At 40.2% G+C, this 16,252-nt stretch carries 15 protein-coding genes and 1 riboswitch; of the genes, 1 reads left to right on the top strand and 14 read right to left on the bottom strand.

The genetic code is table 11. The features are described 5' to 3' along the window. Positions 1 to 193: 193 nt before the first annotated feature. The 12 genes from lacD to EL081_RS03395 all read right to left on the bottom strand — a co-directional run bounded on the left by lacD (position 194) and on the right by EL081_RS03395 (position 11,446). Positions 194 to 1,174: a tagatose-bisphosphate aldolase gene (gene lacD, locus EL081_RS03450; protein ID WP_126403981.1), complete on the bottom strand. Its 981-nt coding sequence runs from the start codon at positions 1,172 to 1,174 to the stop codon at positions 194 to 196. A gap of 1 nt (position 1,175) precedes the next feature. Continuing rightward, the gene (locus tag EL081_RS03445) at positions 1,176 to 2,105 is read right to left on the bottom strand and encodes a tagatose-6-phosphate kinase (protein ID WP_126403980.1); all 930 of its coding nucleotides are present in this window, start codon (positions 2,103 to 2,105) and stop codon (positions 1,176 to 1,178) included. Positions 2,106 to 2,116: 11 nt separating this feature from the next. Continuing rightward, complete coding sequence (gene lacB / locus EL081_RS03440; RefSeq protein ID WP_023026585.1) at positions 2,117 to 2,632, bottom strand: galactose-6-phosphate isomerase subunit LacB; 516 nt, start codon at positions 2,630 to 2,632, stop codon at positions 2,117 to 2,119. A 16-nt stretch (positions 2,633 to 2,648) separates the two neighbouring features. After that, complete coding sequence (gene lacA / locus EL081_RS03435) at positions 2,649 to 3,074, bottom strand: galactose-6-phosphate isomerase subunit LacA (protein WP_006596676.1); 426 nt, start codon at positions 3,072 to 3,074, stop codon at positions 2,649 to 2,651. 69 nt (positions 3,075 to 3,143) lie between these two features. Beyond that, positions 3,144 to 4,028: an aldose 1-epimerase family protein gene (locus tag EL081_RS03430; RefSeq protein ID WP_126403979.1), complete on the bottom strand. Its 885-nt coding sequence runs from the start codon at positions 4,026 to 4,028 to the stop codon at positions 3,144 to 3,146. 102 nt (positions 4,029 to 4,130) lie between these two features. Further along, complete coding sequence (locus EL081_RS03425; RefSeq protein WP_126403978.1) at positions 4,131 to 5,606, bottom strand: PTS transporter subunit IIC; 1,476 nt, start codon at positions 5,604 to 5,606, stop codon at positions 4,131 to 4,133. A gap of 96 nt (positions 5,607 to 5,702) precedes the next feature. Further along, positions 5,703 to 6,008: a PTS sugar transporter subunit IIB gene (locus EL081_RS03420; RefSeq protein WP_006596935.1), complete on the bottom strand. Its 306-nt coding sequence runs from the start codon at positions 6,006 to 6,008 to the stop codon at positions 5,703 to 5,705. Between the two features lie 39 nt (positions 6,009 to 6,047). After that, positions 6,048 to 6,524 (bottom strand): PTS sugar transporter subunit IIA, encoded by a 477-nt coding sequence (locus EL081_RS03415; protein WP_126403977.1) that lies wholly within the window; start codon positions 6,522 to 6,524, stop codon positions 6,048 to 6,050. 208 nt (positions 6,525 to 6,732) lie between these two features. Continuing rightward, positions 6,733 to 7,479 carry a DeoR/GlpR family DNA-binding transcription regulator gene (locus EL081_RS03410; protein WP_126403976.1) on the bottom strand — a complete coding sequence of 249 codons (747 nt, stop codon included), beginning with the start codon at positions 7,477 to 7,479 and terminating at the stop codon, positions 6,733 to 6,735. A 326-nt stretch (positions 7,480 to 7,805) separates the two neighbouring features. Next, positions 7,806 to 9,380, bottom strand: coding sequence for a DEAD/DEAH box helicase (locus EL081_RS03405; protein WP_126403975.1), 1,575 nt, complete (start codon positions 9,378 to 9,380; stop codon positions 7,806 to 7,808). A gap of 694 nt (positions 9,381 to 10,074) precedes the next feature. Next, positions 10,075 to 10,983, bottom strand: a complete 909-nt coding sequence (locus EL081_RS03400) for a magnesium transporter CorA family protein (protein ID WP_048715581.1) — start codon at positions 10,981 to 10,983, stop codon at positions 10,075 to 10,077. Between the two features lie 82 nt (positions 10,984 to 11,065). Next, the gene (locus tag EL081_RS03395) at positions 11,066 to 11,446 is read right to left on the bottom strand and encodes a PH domain-containing protein (protein ID WP_006596927.1); all 381 of its coding nucleotides are present in this window, start codon (positions 11,444 to 11,446) and stop codon (positions 11,066 to 11,068) included. 101 nt (positions 11,447 to 11,547) lie between these two features. Then, positions 11,548 to 11,672: riboswitch (TPP riboswitch) on the top strand. Positions 11,673 to 11,753: 81 nt separating this feature from the next. Between EL081_RS03395 and thiT the strand changes: the two genes are divergently transcribed. Beyond that, entirely contained in the window at positions 11,754 to 12,329 is a 576-nt protein-coding gene (gene thiT / locus EL081_RS03390) for an energy-coupled thiamine transporter ThiT (RefSeq protein WP_126403974.1), read from the top strand. Positions 12,330 to 12,550: 221 nt separating this feature from the next. Here thiT and EL081_RS03385 read toward each other — a convergent pair whose 3' ends face one another. Together EL081_RS03385 and EL081_RS03380 are read right to left on the bottom strand one after the other, a co-directional pair. Continuing rightward, on the bottom strand, positions 12,551 to 14,095 hold the full coding sequence (locus EL081_RS03385; protein WP_126403973.1) for a peptide chain release factor 3: 1,545 nt from the start codon (positions 14,093 to 14,095) through the stop codon (positions 12,551 to 12,553). A 202-nt stretch (positions 14,096 to 14,297) separates the two neighbouring features. Next, positions 14,298 to 16,223, bottom strand: coding sequence for a DUF2207 domain-containing protein (locus EL081_RS03380; protein ID WP_126403972.1), 1,926 nt, complete (start codon positions 16,221 to 16,223; stop codon positions 14,298 to 14,300). Between the last annotated feature and the right edge of the window lie 29 nt (positions 16,224 to 16,252).

Here is a 16,252-nt window from a genome sequence, read left to right as displayed (position 1 = left end):
ATTGTAAAGTGAAATTATCACATAACCCCTTACAAATCAGAAGCCATTTGAATAGTGACAAAAAGCTTAATCAGATTTATGAACATTGAGAACCAATTTTTGATGAAAGTCCGAGATGCTTCCTTTATACAAACAAAAATAGTCCTTCTAGAGGTTTCTAGAAAGACTATTTGATACGTTAGGAACAAAGGAATTAAATACGCTCTTTCCAAGAAGTTGCAACTTGGTCCAAGACTTGATTGAGCTCTTCAATATTGCGACGACCTTCGGTACGCAACCATTCACGAGCTGCCTCTTCCCCATTCTTGATGTAGGCTTCTACAGATCCAGCCCAAGTTGCACGACCACAGAGAACTCCATTAAAGTTTGCGCCTGCTTCATGCGCAAAGACAAGGGTTTCTTGGAAGAGTTTTGCAGAAACACCTGCACTCAAGTAGATGTATGGAAGCTTGGTTGCTTCTTCTTGTTCTTTAAAGAAGGCTGCCGCTTCTTCACGGCTGTGAACGATTTCCCCATCGCCAAAGCCTTCTACGTATTTGACGTTGACAGGAACTTCTACCTTCAAAACATCGATGTTAAAGCGGGGGTCTGAGAAGACTTTCATCGCTTCGATGACTTTGCGAGGTTTCACTTTAGCATATTCTACAGAACCTGCATCAGCGATTGTTTCATCGTAAGCCAAGATTTCAAGGAAGAATGGAATTTCTTCTGCCGCACATTCTGAACCGATGCGTTCGATGTAGGCTTGTTTTTCTTGGTTGAGTTCTTCTGCACTATCGACATCATAGTAGAGCAAGAATTTCACCGCATCTGCACCCTGCTCTTTGATGCGTTTAGCTGACCAAAGGTTGAGGCAGTCTGGCAGACGCTTGGTGCTTGAAGTGTCGTAGCCTGTTTTTTCATAAGCCAACAAGAGCCCTGCTTCTGCATCCAAGACCTTAGTTGCTGGAAGTCCATACTCTGGGTCTAAGAGCATAGAAGATGCGAATGGTGTCAATTCTTCAGCCACCAAGACCTTCAACTCTTCCATTTGAGCCACTGTTGGTTCTGTATCTTGATATTGAGCCATGAGGCGTTTCAAAGCACCACGTTGGTCAAAGGCCAAGGCTGAGATTACACCCTCTTTGGTGCTCAATTTTTCTAAATAGTTGCGTTTTTGTTCTGTTAATACCATCTTATACCTCTTTTACATTTATCTGTTGATACAAATCATCATAGTGGGCCATATTGACATGCCCTGTCATCTTTTCTTGGGCATTTAGCATCCCTAAGACCATAGCATGAGTCAAGAGGGCCGCGTCATCTTTTCCACTACTGAGGGCAGCAGAGATCCCAGCCACGGTCGAATCTCCAGATCCTACTGGATTGACCACTTCAATTTTTGGAATGTCCACTTTATAGAAGACATCTCCGTGTTTGGCAAAAGCACCATCTCCACCTAAGGAGACGATAATCCATTCGATTCCTTCAAACAGTGGGTCTTTCAAAACTTCTTTTAAGTCCTCAAAATCCGCTGAAACATCCCGTCCTAAGAGTTGAGATAATTCTTCGCGATTGGGTTTAATCACCGTTGGTTTGAATGGTGAGTGAAGAACCGCTTCTAAAGATTTTCCTGATGAATCAAGTACGACCTTACGTCCTGCTTCTCCTGCAATCTCAATTAAGCTCGCATAATAGTCCACCGGTAGACCTGTAGGAAGGCTTCCCGAAATAGCAATTACATCTGCTGTCGGCATGAGGAGTTTAAAATGGTGAAGGAATCCCAAAGCTTCTGTCCGGATAATTTCTGGGCCCGCTTCTAAGATTTCTGTTTGATTACCTTCATGCAAGATAGCGATACAGTTCCGTGTATCTCCAAGAATATCATAGAAGAAGGATTGGACATCTCGTGGAAGATGGGTCTTGATGAATTGACCATTGGTCCCCCCAACAAAACCTGTTGCTCCAACTGTTTCACCACTCTCAGCTAAGACACGGGTAACATTTAATCCTTTCCCACCAGCAGTCTTAGAAACTTCCGACACGCGATTCACAGTATCCAACTTTAATTCTTCCAAGGGATAAGAAATATCAATGGAAGGATTCAAGGTGACAGTTAAGATCATATCTTCACCTCTTAGTCGTGGTATTCACCACGATCCCATTTTTCAAGGAATTCTGTAAAGAAGTCTGCATCCTCTTGGTGATCATTATGAGTTTCCAAATGTTGAATCTTGGCAATCAATTTCTTATTTTCTTCACTTGGTTTGTATTCTGCATGAATGAAGGCTTCAATGATATCACACATGAGCAACTCACCAGTTACTTTCCCACCAAAACCAATCACGTTGGCATTGAGTTCTTCTTTGGCATAAAGTGCAGTTGTCATATCACGGACCAAAGCTGAACGAATTCCAGGGACCTTGTTAACCGCGTTGTTAATCCCAACACCAGTTCCACAAATACATACTCCAAGGTCTGCTTGACCACTAGCTACTGCTTCTCCGACTTTTTTCCCAAAAATTGGGTAGTGGGTGCGCGCATGGTCATAGGTTCCGAAGTCAAGGACTTCATAGCCTTTTGATTTCAAAAATTCAGAAACAGCCATTTTTTCATTTGTGACAATATGGTCACATCCAATTGCAATTTTCATTCGTTTACTCCTCCCCTTAGCACATCTTGTTAAGCATATCGACACGGATTTGGTGGCGACCGCCGTCATACTTACCGTTTACAAAACCTTTGGCAATATTTTTGGCCAATTGATCACCCACGATTTGAGCCCCCATGGTGATCATGCGAGAATTGTTGTGGCCACGAGTCATGTAAGCGGAACGCTCATCTGAAACCTCTGCAGCGACCATTCCTTTAATTTTAGTTGCGACCATAAATGGACCAGCTCCGTAAGCGTCAATGACAATACCCAGATTATCTTCTGCTTGTTTCACTTCTTTTGCAACAGCTAAGGTCACATCGACAAAATCTTGCCCTTCTTCTGTCACGTCCACGACTTGGAAACCTTCTGATTCCAAATATTCTTTGACTACTTCTTTTAAGCGAATACCTGCTGCATCCGCACCAATAATAACTGACATATTATACTCCTTCAATTCATTCATTTTTCAATCAAATATAGAAAGTTCTATATTCAACAACATTATTTTCTATAAAATTTCGATTTCAAATCCAAGTTCTGCTACTTGACCTGCTGGTAAGAGTCGAACTTGTTTTTTATATTCTAGATAATCACTCTCTTCAAGGGAAGTGGATAAACCAGACCAAGGTTCTAAAGCGATAAATGGTCCTTTATTTGGTGTTGTCCAGATAATCAAGTTTGAAAAATCTGGAAAATGGACACTTATCCCCTTTTCGTGCTTTCTAGAACGGAGTGTCACCCTTCTTGATTGTAAACAATCCAAGGTAATGGCATCCTTTTGGAAGAGGTCGTAATTGAGATTCAAGATTTTTTCTTGCTGTAAGAAAGGCGTCCGATCAAAGACGTTTAACAAGCCTGTCTCCGGATAGGATTTTGGAATACTACAGGTCTCTTCTTGTTCGAATTCTAGGTAGTAATCTTCAAATCCTTCATCTGCTATTAACGGACAATTAAATCCTGGATGGCCACCAACAAAAAACGGCATGACTCCCTCATCACCAAGATGGTAAACCCGATAGGTAACTTGAATCTTCTTACCTAGCAATTGATAGGAAATTTCTAATCTGAAATGATAGGGATATTGCTGATACATTTCTTCCGTATCTTCTATCCCAAAAGTCACCCGATCTTCTGTTTGCTCTACTAGCTCAAAGTTTTTCTTGCGAACTAGCCCGTGGCGAGGGATCTTCCCAACACCTTGAGGACGATACAAGGTTGTATCATTTCGAACCGAACCACAGATAGGAAAGAGAACTGGGGCTTGACCACTCCAATACTGAGCATCACCCTGCCAAAGATATTGAATACCATCCTGATCCTTGATAGAGGCCAGCTCACCACCTAACTCCTTGAAACAAACTTCCAGATCATTATTTTTTAAAGCTATCCTCATATTTCACTCCTTAGCATATTATTTTAGAGAAAAAACTAGGCTACCCCTCCATATCTGGAAATTGATACCCTAGTTTTATCAAGTTACATATTTAGGAGCGGATTATTTTGCATTTGCTGCGTATGCTTCGTTACGTTTGATCATTTGTTTTCTGTACCATGCAAAGATTCCAACGTAGAATGCTAAGAAGGCAACCACACCAACAATAGCTTTGATGTCTCCTGTAGTTGCGTTACCAATAGTCCAACCAAGAAGTTTTTCAACTGGTCCTTCAAGAGTTGAGTGAGTGATCAATTGAGCTTTGTCAACTCCTTCTGGGAAGGCATTTACACTTTTCGCCAATACTGTCGCAAATGGTGCGATAAGAGTTCCTGAAAGAAGGAAGAGTGGCAACAAGAGTGTTCCAAACACGATCATACGGATTAATTTACCACGTGTTACAACCAACAAGGCTGGAGTCACACCCATAGCGATGATCCCTGCAAGTGGCAAGATACCATTTCCGACATTAGAAAGAAGCACTGCTTCGATCAACATGATTGGTGCAAGTACGTTAGCACAAGCCCAGATTTCAGCACGACCAGCGATAAATGGCCAGTCCAAACCGATATTGAATTTACGTCCTTGAAGACGTTTAGTAGCAACGTTTGTAATACCTTGTGACAATGGTTCTACCGCTGCGATGAACCAAGAACCGATCAATGAGAACAATTCCAAGCAGACACCGGCAGTCAAACCAAGGCTCAACCAACCTTTAATAACCAATTCCCAAGTTTTAGCATCAGCTACATCAGCAACTGGTTGTGGAGTACCCATGATACCGATGACAATACCAAGAAGGAAACCGATAAAGAATTTAGATCCCCAGAAACCAATTTTCTTGTTCAATTTAGCTGCGTCGAAGTCGTATTTGTCAAGACCTGGGAAGAATTTGTCAAAGATTTTATCCAAAACCATGATGATTGGGTTCATCATGTAGTTCATGTGAGTTGATGTCATTGGTGAAGAGCTAGGTGCATTCAACAAGTCATCAAATGTTGGTTTCATCAAGTCTGAGTTGATGATCTTCATAATCCCTACAAGGACTACTGCAAGAGTTGCAACGAAGAGGGAAACTCCTGCGCTAACACCATTCTTATCAGCATACCATTTAATCAAAAGACCTGTGATAGACAAGTGCCAAATATCGAAGATATCGACGTCAAGTGTATCTGTTTTCTTCATTGCAAGCATAACAACGTTGACAACCAACATAACTAGCAAGAAGTAAAGTGTCCAGGCAGACCCCCAAGTGATAGTCGCAAGAGGCGCCCAACCAACGTCTGTGATATTCAATTGAATACCAGTGTTCTCAACGAATTTTGCAAGAGACGCTGAGAAAGCTCCATTCAACATACCGATGATTGCACCGATACCTGTAAGGGCGATGGCAAGTTTAATACCACCTTCAAGCGCTTTGGAGAATTTCACTCCAAACAAGAGAGCCAATAAAGTCAAGACGATCAACATGATGATCGGTGCACCCATATCTAGAATGGGTTTGAAAAACTTATTGGCAAAATCGATAATGCCGTTCATAATAAATCCTCCCGATTTATATTTTTATATTTTACAAAATTATGAATATCAGCAACTCCTGACATAGGAACCGCTTACAAAATACAGATGAACAAATTAGCTTAAGCCGTGTTCTTTGATGGTTGCTTCGATATTATCATATACCGGAGCGCTCATAGCTGGAATACGGAACAAGATTGGACCAGCTTCAACTACTGGAATACCAGGGTCAAAACCAAGGTCTGTTGCAGCGATTGGCGTGAAGATATCATAGCCTTTAATCAAGTCTTCATTGACATCTTTTACCATTACCGCATCACATTGTACATCATATCCACGGTTTGAAAGCTCTTCTTCTAGAGCGCTTTTGATTTGGTGGCTTGAGTTAACCCCTGCACCACAGGCAGCTAAAATTTTAATCATTTGAATGACCTCCATTATAAATATATTTATTTGTTACTATTAAGCAATCGCTTCTGTAATGTAGCGATATAAGTCTTCTTCATTTTCCAACTTCGACATGTTTTCAAGATTTCCGTTTGTCGTAAAGAAATCCATCAAGTGCGCCAATATGTTTGTTTGGCTGGAACTAGAATTGTTAATGATGAAGAATAAAAGCGAAACTTCTACTTCCTTATCAGGCGCGATCATATTGTGGAAGGTTACTGGATTTTTTAATCGAACAACTACAATATTCTCTGTCAGGTTATGAATGATATCCGTGTGAGGAATGGCCACATTTGGCAAATCCTTTCCTAGAAATTCCATATCTAAGCCTGTAGGGAACGATTTCTCTCTTTCTTTTAATGCAACTCGATAAGAATCTGTCACAATTTGACGTTCTTCCAATAAAGTTGCAACCTGTTCAAACAATTCTTCTTGATTCGCAACATCTAGGCAAAAGACTAATTCCCGATTAAACAGTTGATTTAATCCCATCTTTTCACCCCTTCCACTTTTACCTTTTTTTATTTACACGATAAGTATATCACTATATGAATACGCTGTCAATTACAATATGTAATTTTTTGTTCTTTTTTGTTTATTTTTTATAGATTTATTTTGTAGGCCCTACCCTATGAAAGAATATGAAAAAAGACCAGGATCTGCTTGAATCCTGGCCGTTTAGCTGTTTCTTTTCTAATTTTTACAAAATTTTTGTATAGGAATTGTATTTTTCTCGCACCTTTTTAGAGATAGAATGATCGGTAATCACTGCATTTAAATCATCTAAACGGTAAAAGGCATAGAAAGAATAGCTATCAAACTTACTATTATCTGCTACTATATACTTTTCAATGGCATTGTTAAGAATAATTTTATTGCCATTTCCTTCTTCTTCGTTTGCGGTCATAGCTGTATGGCCATCAATCCCATTTACTCCGATAAAGGCTTTTGAAACTTTTATTTCCTTTAAGAGCTTATTTGCAAACTGTCCTACAAAGGTCTGTGTCTTGACCCTATAGCGTCCGCCAACTAAAATGATATCACAATTCGGTTGGTCTTTTAATTTTTCAAAAATCGGCAAGGAATTGGTGACAATACTGACATGTTTCCCATCAAGATAATCGCCAATAAAATCTGTAGTGGTCCCTGCTCCAATAAAAATTGTATCGCCTTCATCAATCAAAGCTGCACATTTTTGAGCAATCTCCCTTTTCTCTTCCACATTCAACATGTTCTTTTCTGTATGGGAAACTTCTGCCAGACTATCTTTGATTTTTCTATGGGCCCCTCCATGAACACGGACCAATAGGCCTTGTTCTTCTAAGTCCATCAAATCCCGTCGGATTGTCATATCGGTTACACCTAAGAGATCGCTCAGATCCTTAACAGAGACTACTTCATTTTTATCCAACTCTTGTAAGATTGCTACGTGTCTACTCTCTTTCATATGACGTCCTACTTTCCTATTTCTGCTTTCATTATACTATAATAGTGAACATTTTCAATAAGAAACAAATATTTTATCGATTTTTTTCTATATTAATCACTTATTTTGTTGGTCATTTTTGTAGAAAAAATTTATTTTTTGTTCACCTTTTTAAAAAAAGTAGATTTTTTTTAGCAAATCTGTTGACAGGACTTATAAAAAGTTGTATTCTTAATATGTTAACAGAATTGATAGCGCTATCACAGAGTGTTAGCAAACGTTTTGTTTACGAATTTCGGTCTCCTTATAAATATACAAGGGTAAACATGTGTTTACCCTTGTATTTTTTATTTATCTCCTTTGTTCCGAATCACAAAGCCTGTTTTCTTCTCGCTTGAAGTATTGCGTGGTTTTTTATTATCCTTACGGTAACGCTTCTCTTTATCAAAACGATCCTTTGAACGTCCACCTTTACGATAGTCATCACGACGACCATTGCCACGGCGATCACGGTCTCGACGGTCATCCCCACGACGGCCTCCTCGACCACCCTTGCCTTTGCCACCGAAGCCACCACCAGATGGTTTAAATGGTAACGGTTTTTCACGTGCAATCTCAACCTCAGGAAGACTATCTGGGTCTTGAACAGTTAAGCTGAGGATATACATGGCCAATTCTTCTGGGCTGAATTCTGATGCTAATTGACGAGCATCCTTGCCAAACTTTTCAAAGTTGCTACGGATCTCCTCATTCGCAAAATCACGTTCAATTTTCTTCAGTGCAACCTGCTTCTTAGCTTGGAAGGCTTCTTCTGCACTTGCCGGCTTGAGACCTTTCATACGTTTCTTAGTTAAGTTCTCAATGATTTGGAGATAACCCATTTCATTAGGTGAAACGAAGGTAATAGACTGACCTGACTTACCTGCACGTCCTGTACGACCAATACGGTGAACATAACTCTCAGGGTCTTGTGGGATATCGTAGTTGTAGACATGAGTCACACCTGAAATATCCAAACCACGGGCAGCTACGTCTGTTGCAACGAGGACATCAAGGTTGCCATTTTTAAAATCACGAAGGACACGAAGACGTTTGTTTTGGTCCAAATCTCCATGAATCCCTTCTGCACGGAAACCACGGATTTTCAGCCCACGAGTCAACTCATCTACACGACGTTTGGTACGACCAAAAACGATTGACAACTCAGGTTGATCAACATCCATAAGACGAGTCATGGTGTCGAATTTTTCTTGTTCCTTAACGCGGATATAGTACTGGTCTACCAGTTCTGTTGTTAATTCTTTAGCAGCAATCTTCACATGCTCAGGTTCTTTCATGAACTGAACACCAATACGTTTGATAGCATCTGGCATAGTCGCTGAAAAGAGCAAGGTTTGACGATTTTCCGGTACACGAGAGATGATATCTTCAATATCTTCAAGGAATCCCATGTTCAGCATTTCATCTGCTTCATCTAAAATCAAGGTTTCAATATCATGTAATTTCAGAGCCTTGCGTTTAATCAAGTCAAGTAAACGTCCCGGTGTTCCTACAACGATGTGGGCACCTGATTTAAGAGCCTTGATTTGTTTTTCAATACTTGAACCACCGTATACTGAACGGACTTTCACACCTTTACTACGGCCAAAGCGGAAGAGTTCTTCCTGACTTTGAACAGCTAGTTCACGAGTTGGGGCAATTACTAAAGCTTGGATAGTTGCTTCTTCTGTACGAATTTTTTCAAGAGTTGGCAAGCCAAAGGCTGCAGTTTTCCCTGTACCAGTCTGTGCTTGACCGATAACATCTTTTCCCTCAAGAGCCAAAGGAATGGTTTGCTCTTGGATAGGACTTGCTTCTACAAATCCTGCTTTTTCAATTTCTGCTAACAAATCAGCAGAAAGATTAAATTCATTAAATTTCACGTTATTCTTCTTTCTAAAGATGGTGCGAAGCCATCCTATAGCGCTTAGTTTATACTTTTCTTGTCATGACGTACTTTCATAGCTTTTATGAAAGACCGTGTTGCTTCTTTTCCACTAAAGAAAAGTACTGCTTTCTTTGCAACCAATCTAGTATACCATAGACTAGGTTTAAAAGATAGTAAAACGAAACAGGTTAAAAGGTTTTTATTTCGTAACCCCTTTCAAAAAAGCTCTTTCCACCTTTGGATAATTAGTATAATTTATTTTTTAAATTTGCGATAATATAAAAGACTGTGAAGTCTCTTCTTTACTTTGAATCACCTCATAAAAACAGCGTTACAATAGGCTTTCTAAAAATTTTCACTCACAATAAATCCCCTTTTATTTTGGGATTGTTTCCTTGATTTTTAATATAAAAATATGTATAATGATTCTAGTATCTAGGTTATTTCAGTATCATTAAAATGCTTCATTCATTTAACTGATTCAACGATTCAATCCAATTATAAATTGTTTATAATCCACTCAGTACTTTTAAATCTACTCCTACTATTTCCAAGAAGATTTTGTACAGTCGATCACTTGTATCAAAACTGCCTCTTCTTCTTAGGGGAGGCAGAGTTAAAAATGAAGGATTTTCTGAAATAGCCAAGATACGAAAGAGGTAAGGAATTTCTTCCCTACCTCTCTTTTTTTATCGTTTATGGGCAATCCAGCGCAAGATTCGTGATAACATCAACCACAAGACGAAGCTAGCGACCGAAATATAAATCCAGGCATTGGGATCATTTGTAAACGGCAATGGAACATTCATTCCAAAGAAACCAGTGACAACTGCTAAGACCGCTAACAGAGCTTCTAAGATGGTCAAGGTGGTCAAATTATCATTCAAATTGTTATTTAGGATGTTATTGTAAGAGCTAGACAATTGCTGCAAGACCTGAGAGTTCAACTCCGTCATATACACCAACTGTCTGGCCTCAATCATGGCATCATCAAATTGTTCTTTTTCCACATCATCAAATTGGCGGTAGATTAGGTGAGCCCTGATATGTTCCAGAAGCATGCGATTTTGCTTGGCAGCGGATGCTAGATAGACCATACCTGTTTCCACGTCAGAAAGAGCATAAAGGTTCTTACTAGTTGTCGTTTTTCGTAAGAGACGAGTAATCTCATCCTTGTGCTTATCTAGACGCTCAATAATCGGATAATAAGCATTACTAATCATCTCAAGGCCTGCAAACAAGAGTTTAAAGGTGGATAAACTTTCATGAGCATCAACATAGCGTTCCATTTGTGCAATAATATAGGCGTTGTCTCGGTTACTAATAGTTACAAGACGTGGCCCCTGGACAATGAAAGTCATTGGAATCGTTTCATAATATTCCTTTTCCTTTTCCATGTCCAAGACATTATAAATAAAAGTCACAGTTCCATTTTCACGGTTGTAATCCATGTGGGCACGTTCATTTTTATCCAATGCATATTCAATGGTTTCTTGATCAATACCATACTTTTGGTACAACTGGGATGTTTCTGCAATCAAGTCAGAATCAATATTAATCCAACTCCGACCATCTCCTAACTTTTTTTCAACGAACATTTCGTTTCCTCTTTACCTTATCTACCAGTACTCCTACCCGATTATCCGAAATCGCTAGATGAGTCCTGTCCTCATTCACTGATCAACGCAATACAGCGGCTGCTAAGGCCTGCTGGATCTCGATAACACTATTATCACTCTTAAATTGAAGTGTTTCTGATGGTTCTACAGCTGATGAAACCCAAATTTTTAATTCTGCATCCAAATCAAAATGACCAGATGTTTCTACTGAAAACCGTGAAATGGAACGATAGGGGAGGGATTTATAAGACGTTTTCTTCCCTGTCATTCCTTGCTTGTCCACCAAAATCAGACGGTACTCCGTAAAGACAATCAAGTCACGAATCAAACTAAAAGCCAGAGTTACTTGCTCACCTGGAACCAGGATATCCCCTAAATCTTTTTCAACCTTATCGACGTCTTTTTGAGAAGCATTGCCCATCAAACCTGCAAAAATACCCATAATTTTTTCCTCCACAACTTGTGCATTTTCTATCTTAATAACTATACCATATTTTTTACGAGTTAAAAAGTTGCGGGAACGTTTTTTTGATAGTATAATGAGAGAGTCACAAGAGGAGCAATTGCTGAGATTGGCTAACTTGGATACCAGAGGTGTTCGTTGCTGGCCTAAACTCTTACCACCTGATCAGGTTAGGACCTGCGTAGGGATGTGTTTCAAAACAGAATGAAATAGAGAACTTCTATGACAACGTTTTGATGTGGCAACAAATGAGCCAATCAAAACGATTGGTATAGGAGGTTTTTTTATGTCGAAAACTACGATTCGACCAATGATTGAGGTTGCTCTTTTAGCGACTATTGCTTATATTTTGGATTTGGTTACTCAACCCATGTCCTTAGGTCCTTGGATTTCTCTATCTTTTAAGATGGTTCCCATCTTTCTCCTCAGTTTCCGCTGGGGCGTTAAGGCTGGTGCCATGGGGGGATTCCTCTGGGGACTGTTGCAAGTCGTAACTGGGGAAGCAGCTGGTGGTTGGTTGACTCCAATCCAAGGTTTCTTAGAATACTTTGTAGCCTTCAGCTTGATTGGACTGAGTGGAATTGTCAAACCTACGCTTGACAAAGCTATCAGAAATAAAAAACGAGTTCAGACACTCACATATATTACTGCCGGAGTCGTCTTGGGTGGTTTTGCACGCTACCTCATTCACTATATTGCAGGTGTCATCTTCTGGGGAAGCTATGCTCCAGCTGGCCAAAGTGCCTACATTTATTCTCTTGTTGTGAATAGTTCGTCCTTCTTAGGGGAAACCATTGCTAGCCTCATTGTCTTCTTTATCTTACAAGAATTTTTGGGAAGACTCCTTATTACAGAACAATAAAAACCAGCTCGCTTGAGCTGGCTTTTTTAATTTATATATTCTATTCCCAAAGTGAACCAAGAGACTAGTTAGCTAGGCCGCTTTCTAACTTTTAGATTACGACACTTAGTTTTAAAAATCGATTCCATTTGTAAAACTAAGTTAGTGAGGCAGTTAGGCAAGTCTTATAGGACTTGCCGTAGTCTACTTAAATTGCTTTGCAATCAAGTAGACTTACTGAATCACATCTTTTCTTCCAACTCCACATCCGGATACTTGTCCGCAAACCAGCGGAGGGCAAAGTCATTTTCGAAAAGGAAGACAGGTTGATCAAAGCGGTCTTTAGCAAAGATATTTCGACTTGAAGACATACGTTCATCTAAATCTTCTGGTTTGATCCAACGGACGGTCTTTTTACCCATTGGGCTCATAACGACTTCTGCATTGTACTCATTTTCCATCCGGTGCTTGAAGACTTCAAACTGCAATTGACCAACGGCACCTAACATGTATTCACCTGTTTGGTAGTTGGTATAGAGCTGAATAGCTCCTTCTTGTACCAATTGCTCGATTCCCTTGTGGAAGGATTTTTGTTTCATGACGTTCTTAGCAGATACCTTCATGAAGATTTCAGGGGTAAAGGTTGGCAGTGGTTCAAATTCAAATTTGTTTTTGCCAACTGTCAAAGTATCTCCCACCTGATAAGTACCAGTATCGTATACCCCGATGATATCTCCAGCTACGGCATTGGTCACATTTTCACGGCTTTCGGCCATAAACTGAGTGACATTTGATAGCTTAGCGCCCTTACCAGTACGAGGGAGGTTAACATTCATCCCACGCTCAAATTCACCCGATACGATCCGGACAAAGGCGATGCGGTCACGGTGACGAGGGTCCATGTTGGCCTGGATTTTAAAGACAAAGCCTGAGAAATCCTTGTCATATGGATCAACAAGCTCTCCGTCAGTCTTCTTGTGGCCATGTGGTTCTGGAGCAAACTTCAAGAAGGTTTCCAAGAAAGTCTGCACCCCAAAGTTCGTCAAAGCTGATCCGAAGAAGACTGGTGTTAATTCACCCGCAAGGATGGCTTCTTCTGAGAATTCATTCCCAGCTTCTTGCAAGAGTTCGATGTCATCCTTGACTTGCTCGTAGAATGGATTGTTAGCAAAAAGCTTGTCTCCGTCTTCTAGACTGGCAAAGCGTTCATCTCCTTTGTAGAGTTCCAACCGTTGGTTATAGAGGTCGTAGAGCCCCTCAAAGGCTTTCCCCATCCCAATCGGCCAGTTCATTGGGTAGCTAGCAATACCTAGAACTTCTTCCAATTCTTGCAAAAGGTCCAGTGGCTCGCGACCGTCACGGTCCAGCTTGTTCATAAAGGTAAAGACTGGAATGCCACGGTGTTTGACAACCTCAAACAATTTCTTGGTTTGGGCCTCAATACCTTTGGCAGAGTCTACGACCATAACCGCCGCGTCCACCGCCATCAAGGTCCGATAAGTATCTTCTGAAAAGTCCTCGTGCCCTGGGGTATCAAGGATGTTGACCCGTTTCCCATCGTAGTCAAACTGCATGACAGATGAAGTTACCGAAATCCCACGTTGTTTCTCGATATCCATCCAGTCGGATTTAGCAAAGTTTCCTGTTTTCTTTCCTTTAACAGTACCAGCTTCCCGAATCTCTCCCCCAAAGTAGAGCAACTGCTCTGTAATCGTCGTTTTACCAGCATCCGGGTGGGAGATGATGGCAAAGGTACGGCGTTTTTTAATTTCGTCAGTTATTGTCATTCTTTCTTCCTCAGTTATTTTTTTAAAACGTATTTTTTAGTAAGTAGGATCCTTCTACATTGGTTCTCTCCTTTTACCTTAACTAACCCATTATAGCGGAAATAGAGGCTTTTTTCAATCGTCAGTATAGTTACAAATTAAAAAGCCTGAGTGAGAACTACAATGGTTCTACATCCCAGACTTCATTAAATAACAAGTACTATTAGAAGGCGCCAAATCCTCCACCACCACCTCCATCGGAGAAACCACCGCCGTCAAAGCCACCACTGCCATCTGAGGAGTTAATAGAGAAGTTTGAAACACTGTAGGAATCAGCTGCATAGCTCATTAAGGTAGACCCGTCTAGGAAGGAATTTGGAGAGGATGTGAGCCAAACAAGAGCATCCCAGTCTTCATATGGCAAGGGAATCTGATAATTTTGGAGTACCTGACTCACTTTTTTAGCTTGACCATACATAGTTGCATAGACTAAGATACGATTCCATAGGACGACACTTTCAAGTTCTGCTTGGTTGAAATTTGGAATACTTTCAATCATATTTCTAAAGGCCATCCATTGGAATTGTGAATCCAAGTTCTCCAAGGATTGTAGATGATCTTCGCGACGTTTCACAACAATATAAAATGGAATCAATAACAAAACCAGACATAAAATGATCCAAAAATAGTATGAAGAGAGGTGTGAACCAAATCCAAAAGATAAGAAACACATGCTCACAAATAAGATCAGTAAGAGCCAAAAGTGTAAGGCACAGCCTGTTTTTGAAAAAGCTGCTTCCGTCTCAGATAAGTCTCTAAAATAAGAGGGCAAACCTAATTTTGCAATTTCCTTTTCTACACCTTTTGACAATTGCTGGGCATCCTTTTGTAAAAGCGATTGAACATCACTTCCGACCTTTCGAATACGGTCTCTTTGTGTGTCTGATGTTGCAGCTCGAAAATCCTTTTTAAGGGCTGCCTGATTAATTTTATACTTTGAGAATACCTCGCTAATCCTGATTTCAGTTTCTTGATTAAAAAGCATGTCAATAAACTGTAATTCAAAATCAGCCAAGCCTTCATGGTAAAGACAGGTCAAGGTTCCCCCATTGTTATCTCTAGTCAAACGAAGATTTCCACGATCAATGAGATCCAAAATGCTTGCTTGTATGAGATGGTTAACTGTTAATGGTCCTTTCTCTCTATATATCACCATCTGTTCAAAATCAAGTTGATACAAAGCCTTAGCTAGGACAAAGGGTGGCAAATTCTGTGGTGGTTCGTATAATCGTACACCTTTTGAAATCCGACGAGTTCTGGTACTGATCATATAGCGGATCCAGGGAATGAAAGCTAGGACAAATAAAAGAATGGATACAATTGGAATGACGCTGAGAAATAGTGTCTTGTAGATGACTGTTTTTTGTTGAATGGATTTTTCTTTTTTTAGAAATGTATCTTTTCCCTTTTCCTTTTTAATCTCATTAGATTGGCCTCGACGCAGAGCTTCTGTCATGGGCCAATAGGCGTGGAGTTCCAATTTTCCATTCTTTGGGAAATTCCTTAACTGAATGTGATAGCCAGTCGCAGTCCGTTCAATCTGGGCTGGTGGATTAAAATAACCGGTATGAGCATACAACTCTCCCTCATTGGCATCCAAGCCATCCACATAAAAATCTAATTTCGCGACGTCCTCATCCCCATCTGAAATAGGGAACCAATTGAGCTCGGCTATATCGGAATACAGTTCTAGAATATGATCAATCTTCCATACGACCTTGATGGTAACTTTGCCCCCAACGATTCTTGAATTGTAGATTTTTAATAGACGTCCATCCCCGAGATCCGATTCTTCTACACGGATATCTCGTTTTTCACCATCCACATAGGCTTCAACTTGAGGATTTTCATGGATTTTGAATCCTTTGGGAAGGGGATCTACACTCCCTAAAGTTACATACTGCCCATTGTAGCCTGTTGAAAAAACATAGCTAATCTCTTGTGTGAATGTCGCCTGGTTATCTTCCAGCAAGTGGAGGTGTCCCACATAGGACTCAATCGAATAACGAACTTCATCATCTGCCTGAGCCGGACTAACCATACAAAATAAGCCACACAAGATAGCAAGGGCTAATAAAAACCTCTTCATTTCAAACTCCTATTAACTAAAAGAAGGCT

Source organism: Streptococcus viridans (genome assembly GCF_900636365.1).
Lineage (GTDB): Bacteria > Bacillota > Bacilli > Lactobacillales > Streptococcaceae > Streptococcus > Streptococcus viridans_A.
The sequence above is the reverse complement of the archived record's forward strand: the minus strand, read 5'-3'. Positions and strand labels throughout refer to the sequence as shown.

Coding starts and splice junctions, on each gene's coding strand:
- lacA (WP_006596676.1), bottom strand. CDS start 3,074: ATGTCAGTTATTATTGGTGCGGATGCAGCAGGTATTCGCTTAAAAGAA.
- EL081_RS03410 (WP_126403976.1), bottom strand. CDS start 7,479: ATGAAAGAGAGTAGACACGTAGCAATCTTACAAGAGTTGGATAAAAAT.
- thiT (WP_126403974.1), top strand. CDS start 11,754: ATGTCGAAAACTACGATTCGACCAATGATTGAGGTTGCTCTTTTAGCG.
- EL081_RS03420 (WP_006596935.1), bottom strand. CDS start 6,008: ATGATTAAAATTTTAGCTGCCTGTGGTGCAGGGGTTAACTCAAGCCAC.
- EL081_RS03400 (WP_048715581.1), bottom strand. CDS start 10,983: ATGTTCGTTGAAAAAAAGTTAGGAGATGGTCGGAGTTGGATTAATATT.
- EL081_RS03395 (WP_006596927.1), bottom strand. CDS start 11,446: ATGGGTATTTTTGCAGGTTTGATGGGCAATGCTTCTCAAAAAGACGTC.
- lacB (WP_023026585.1), bottom strand. CDS start 2,632: ATGAAAATTGCAATTGGATGTGACCATATTGTCACAAATGAAAAAATG.
- EL081_RS03430 (WP_126403979.1), bottom strand. CDS start 4,028: ATGAGGATAGCTTTAAAAAATAATGATCTGGAAGTTTGTTTCAAGGAG.
- EL081_RS03425 (WP_126403978.1), bottom strand. CDS start 5,606: ATGAACGGCATTATCGATTTTGCCAATAAGTTTTTCAAACCCATTCTA.
- EL081_RS03385 (WP_126403973.1), bottom strand. CDS start 14,095: ATGACAATAACTGACGAAATTAAAAAACGCCGTACCTTTGCCATCATC.
- EL081_RS03380 (WP_126403972.1), bottom strand. CDS start 16,223: ATGAAGAGGTTTTTATTAGCCCTTGCTATCTTGTGTGGCTTATTTTGT.
- EL081_RS03445 (WP_126403980.1), bottom strand. CDS start 2,105: ATGATCTTAACTGTCACCTTGAATCCTTCCATTGATATTTCTTATCCC.
- lacD (WP_126403981.1), bottom strand. CDS start 1,174: ATGGTATTAACAGAACAAAAACGCAACTATTTAGAAAAATTGAGCACC.
- EL081_RS03415 (WP_126403977.1), bottom strand. CDS start 6,524: ATGGGATTAAATCAACTGTTTAATCGGGAATTAGTCTTTTGCCTAGAT.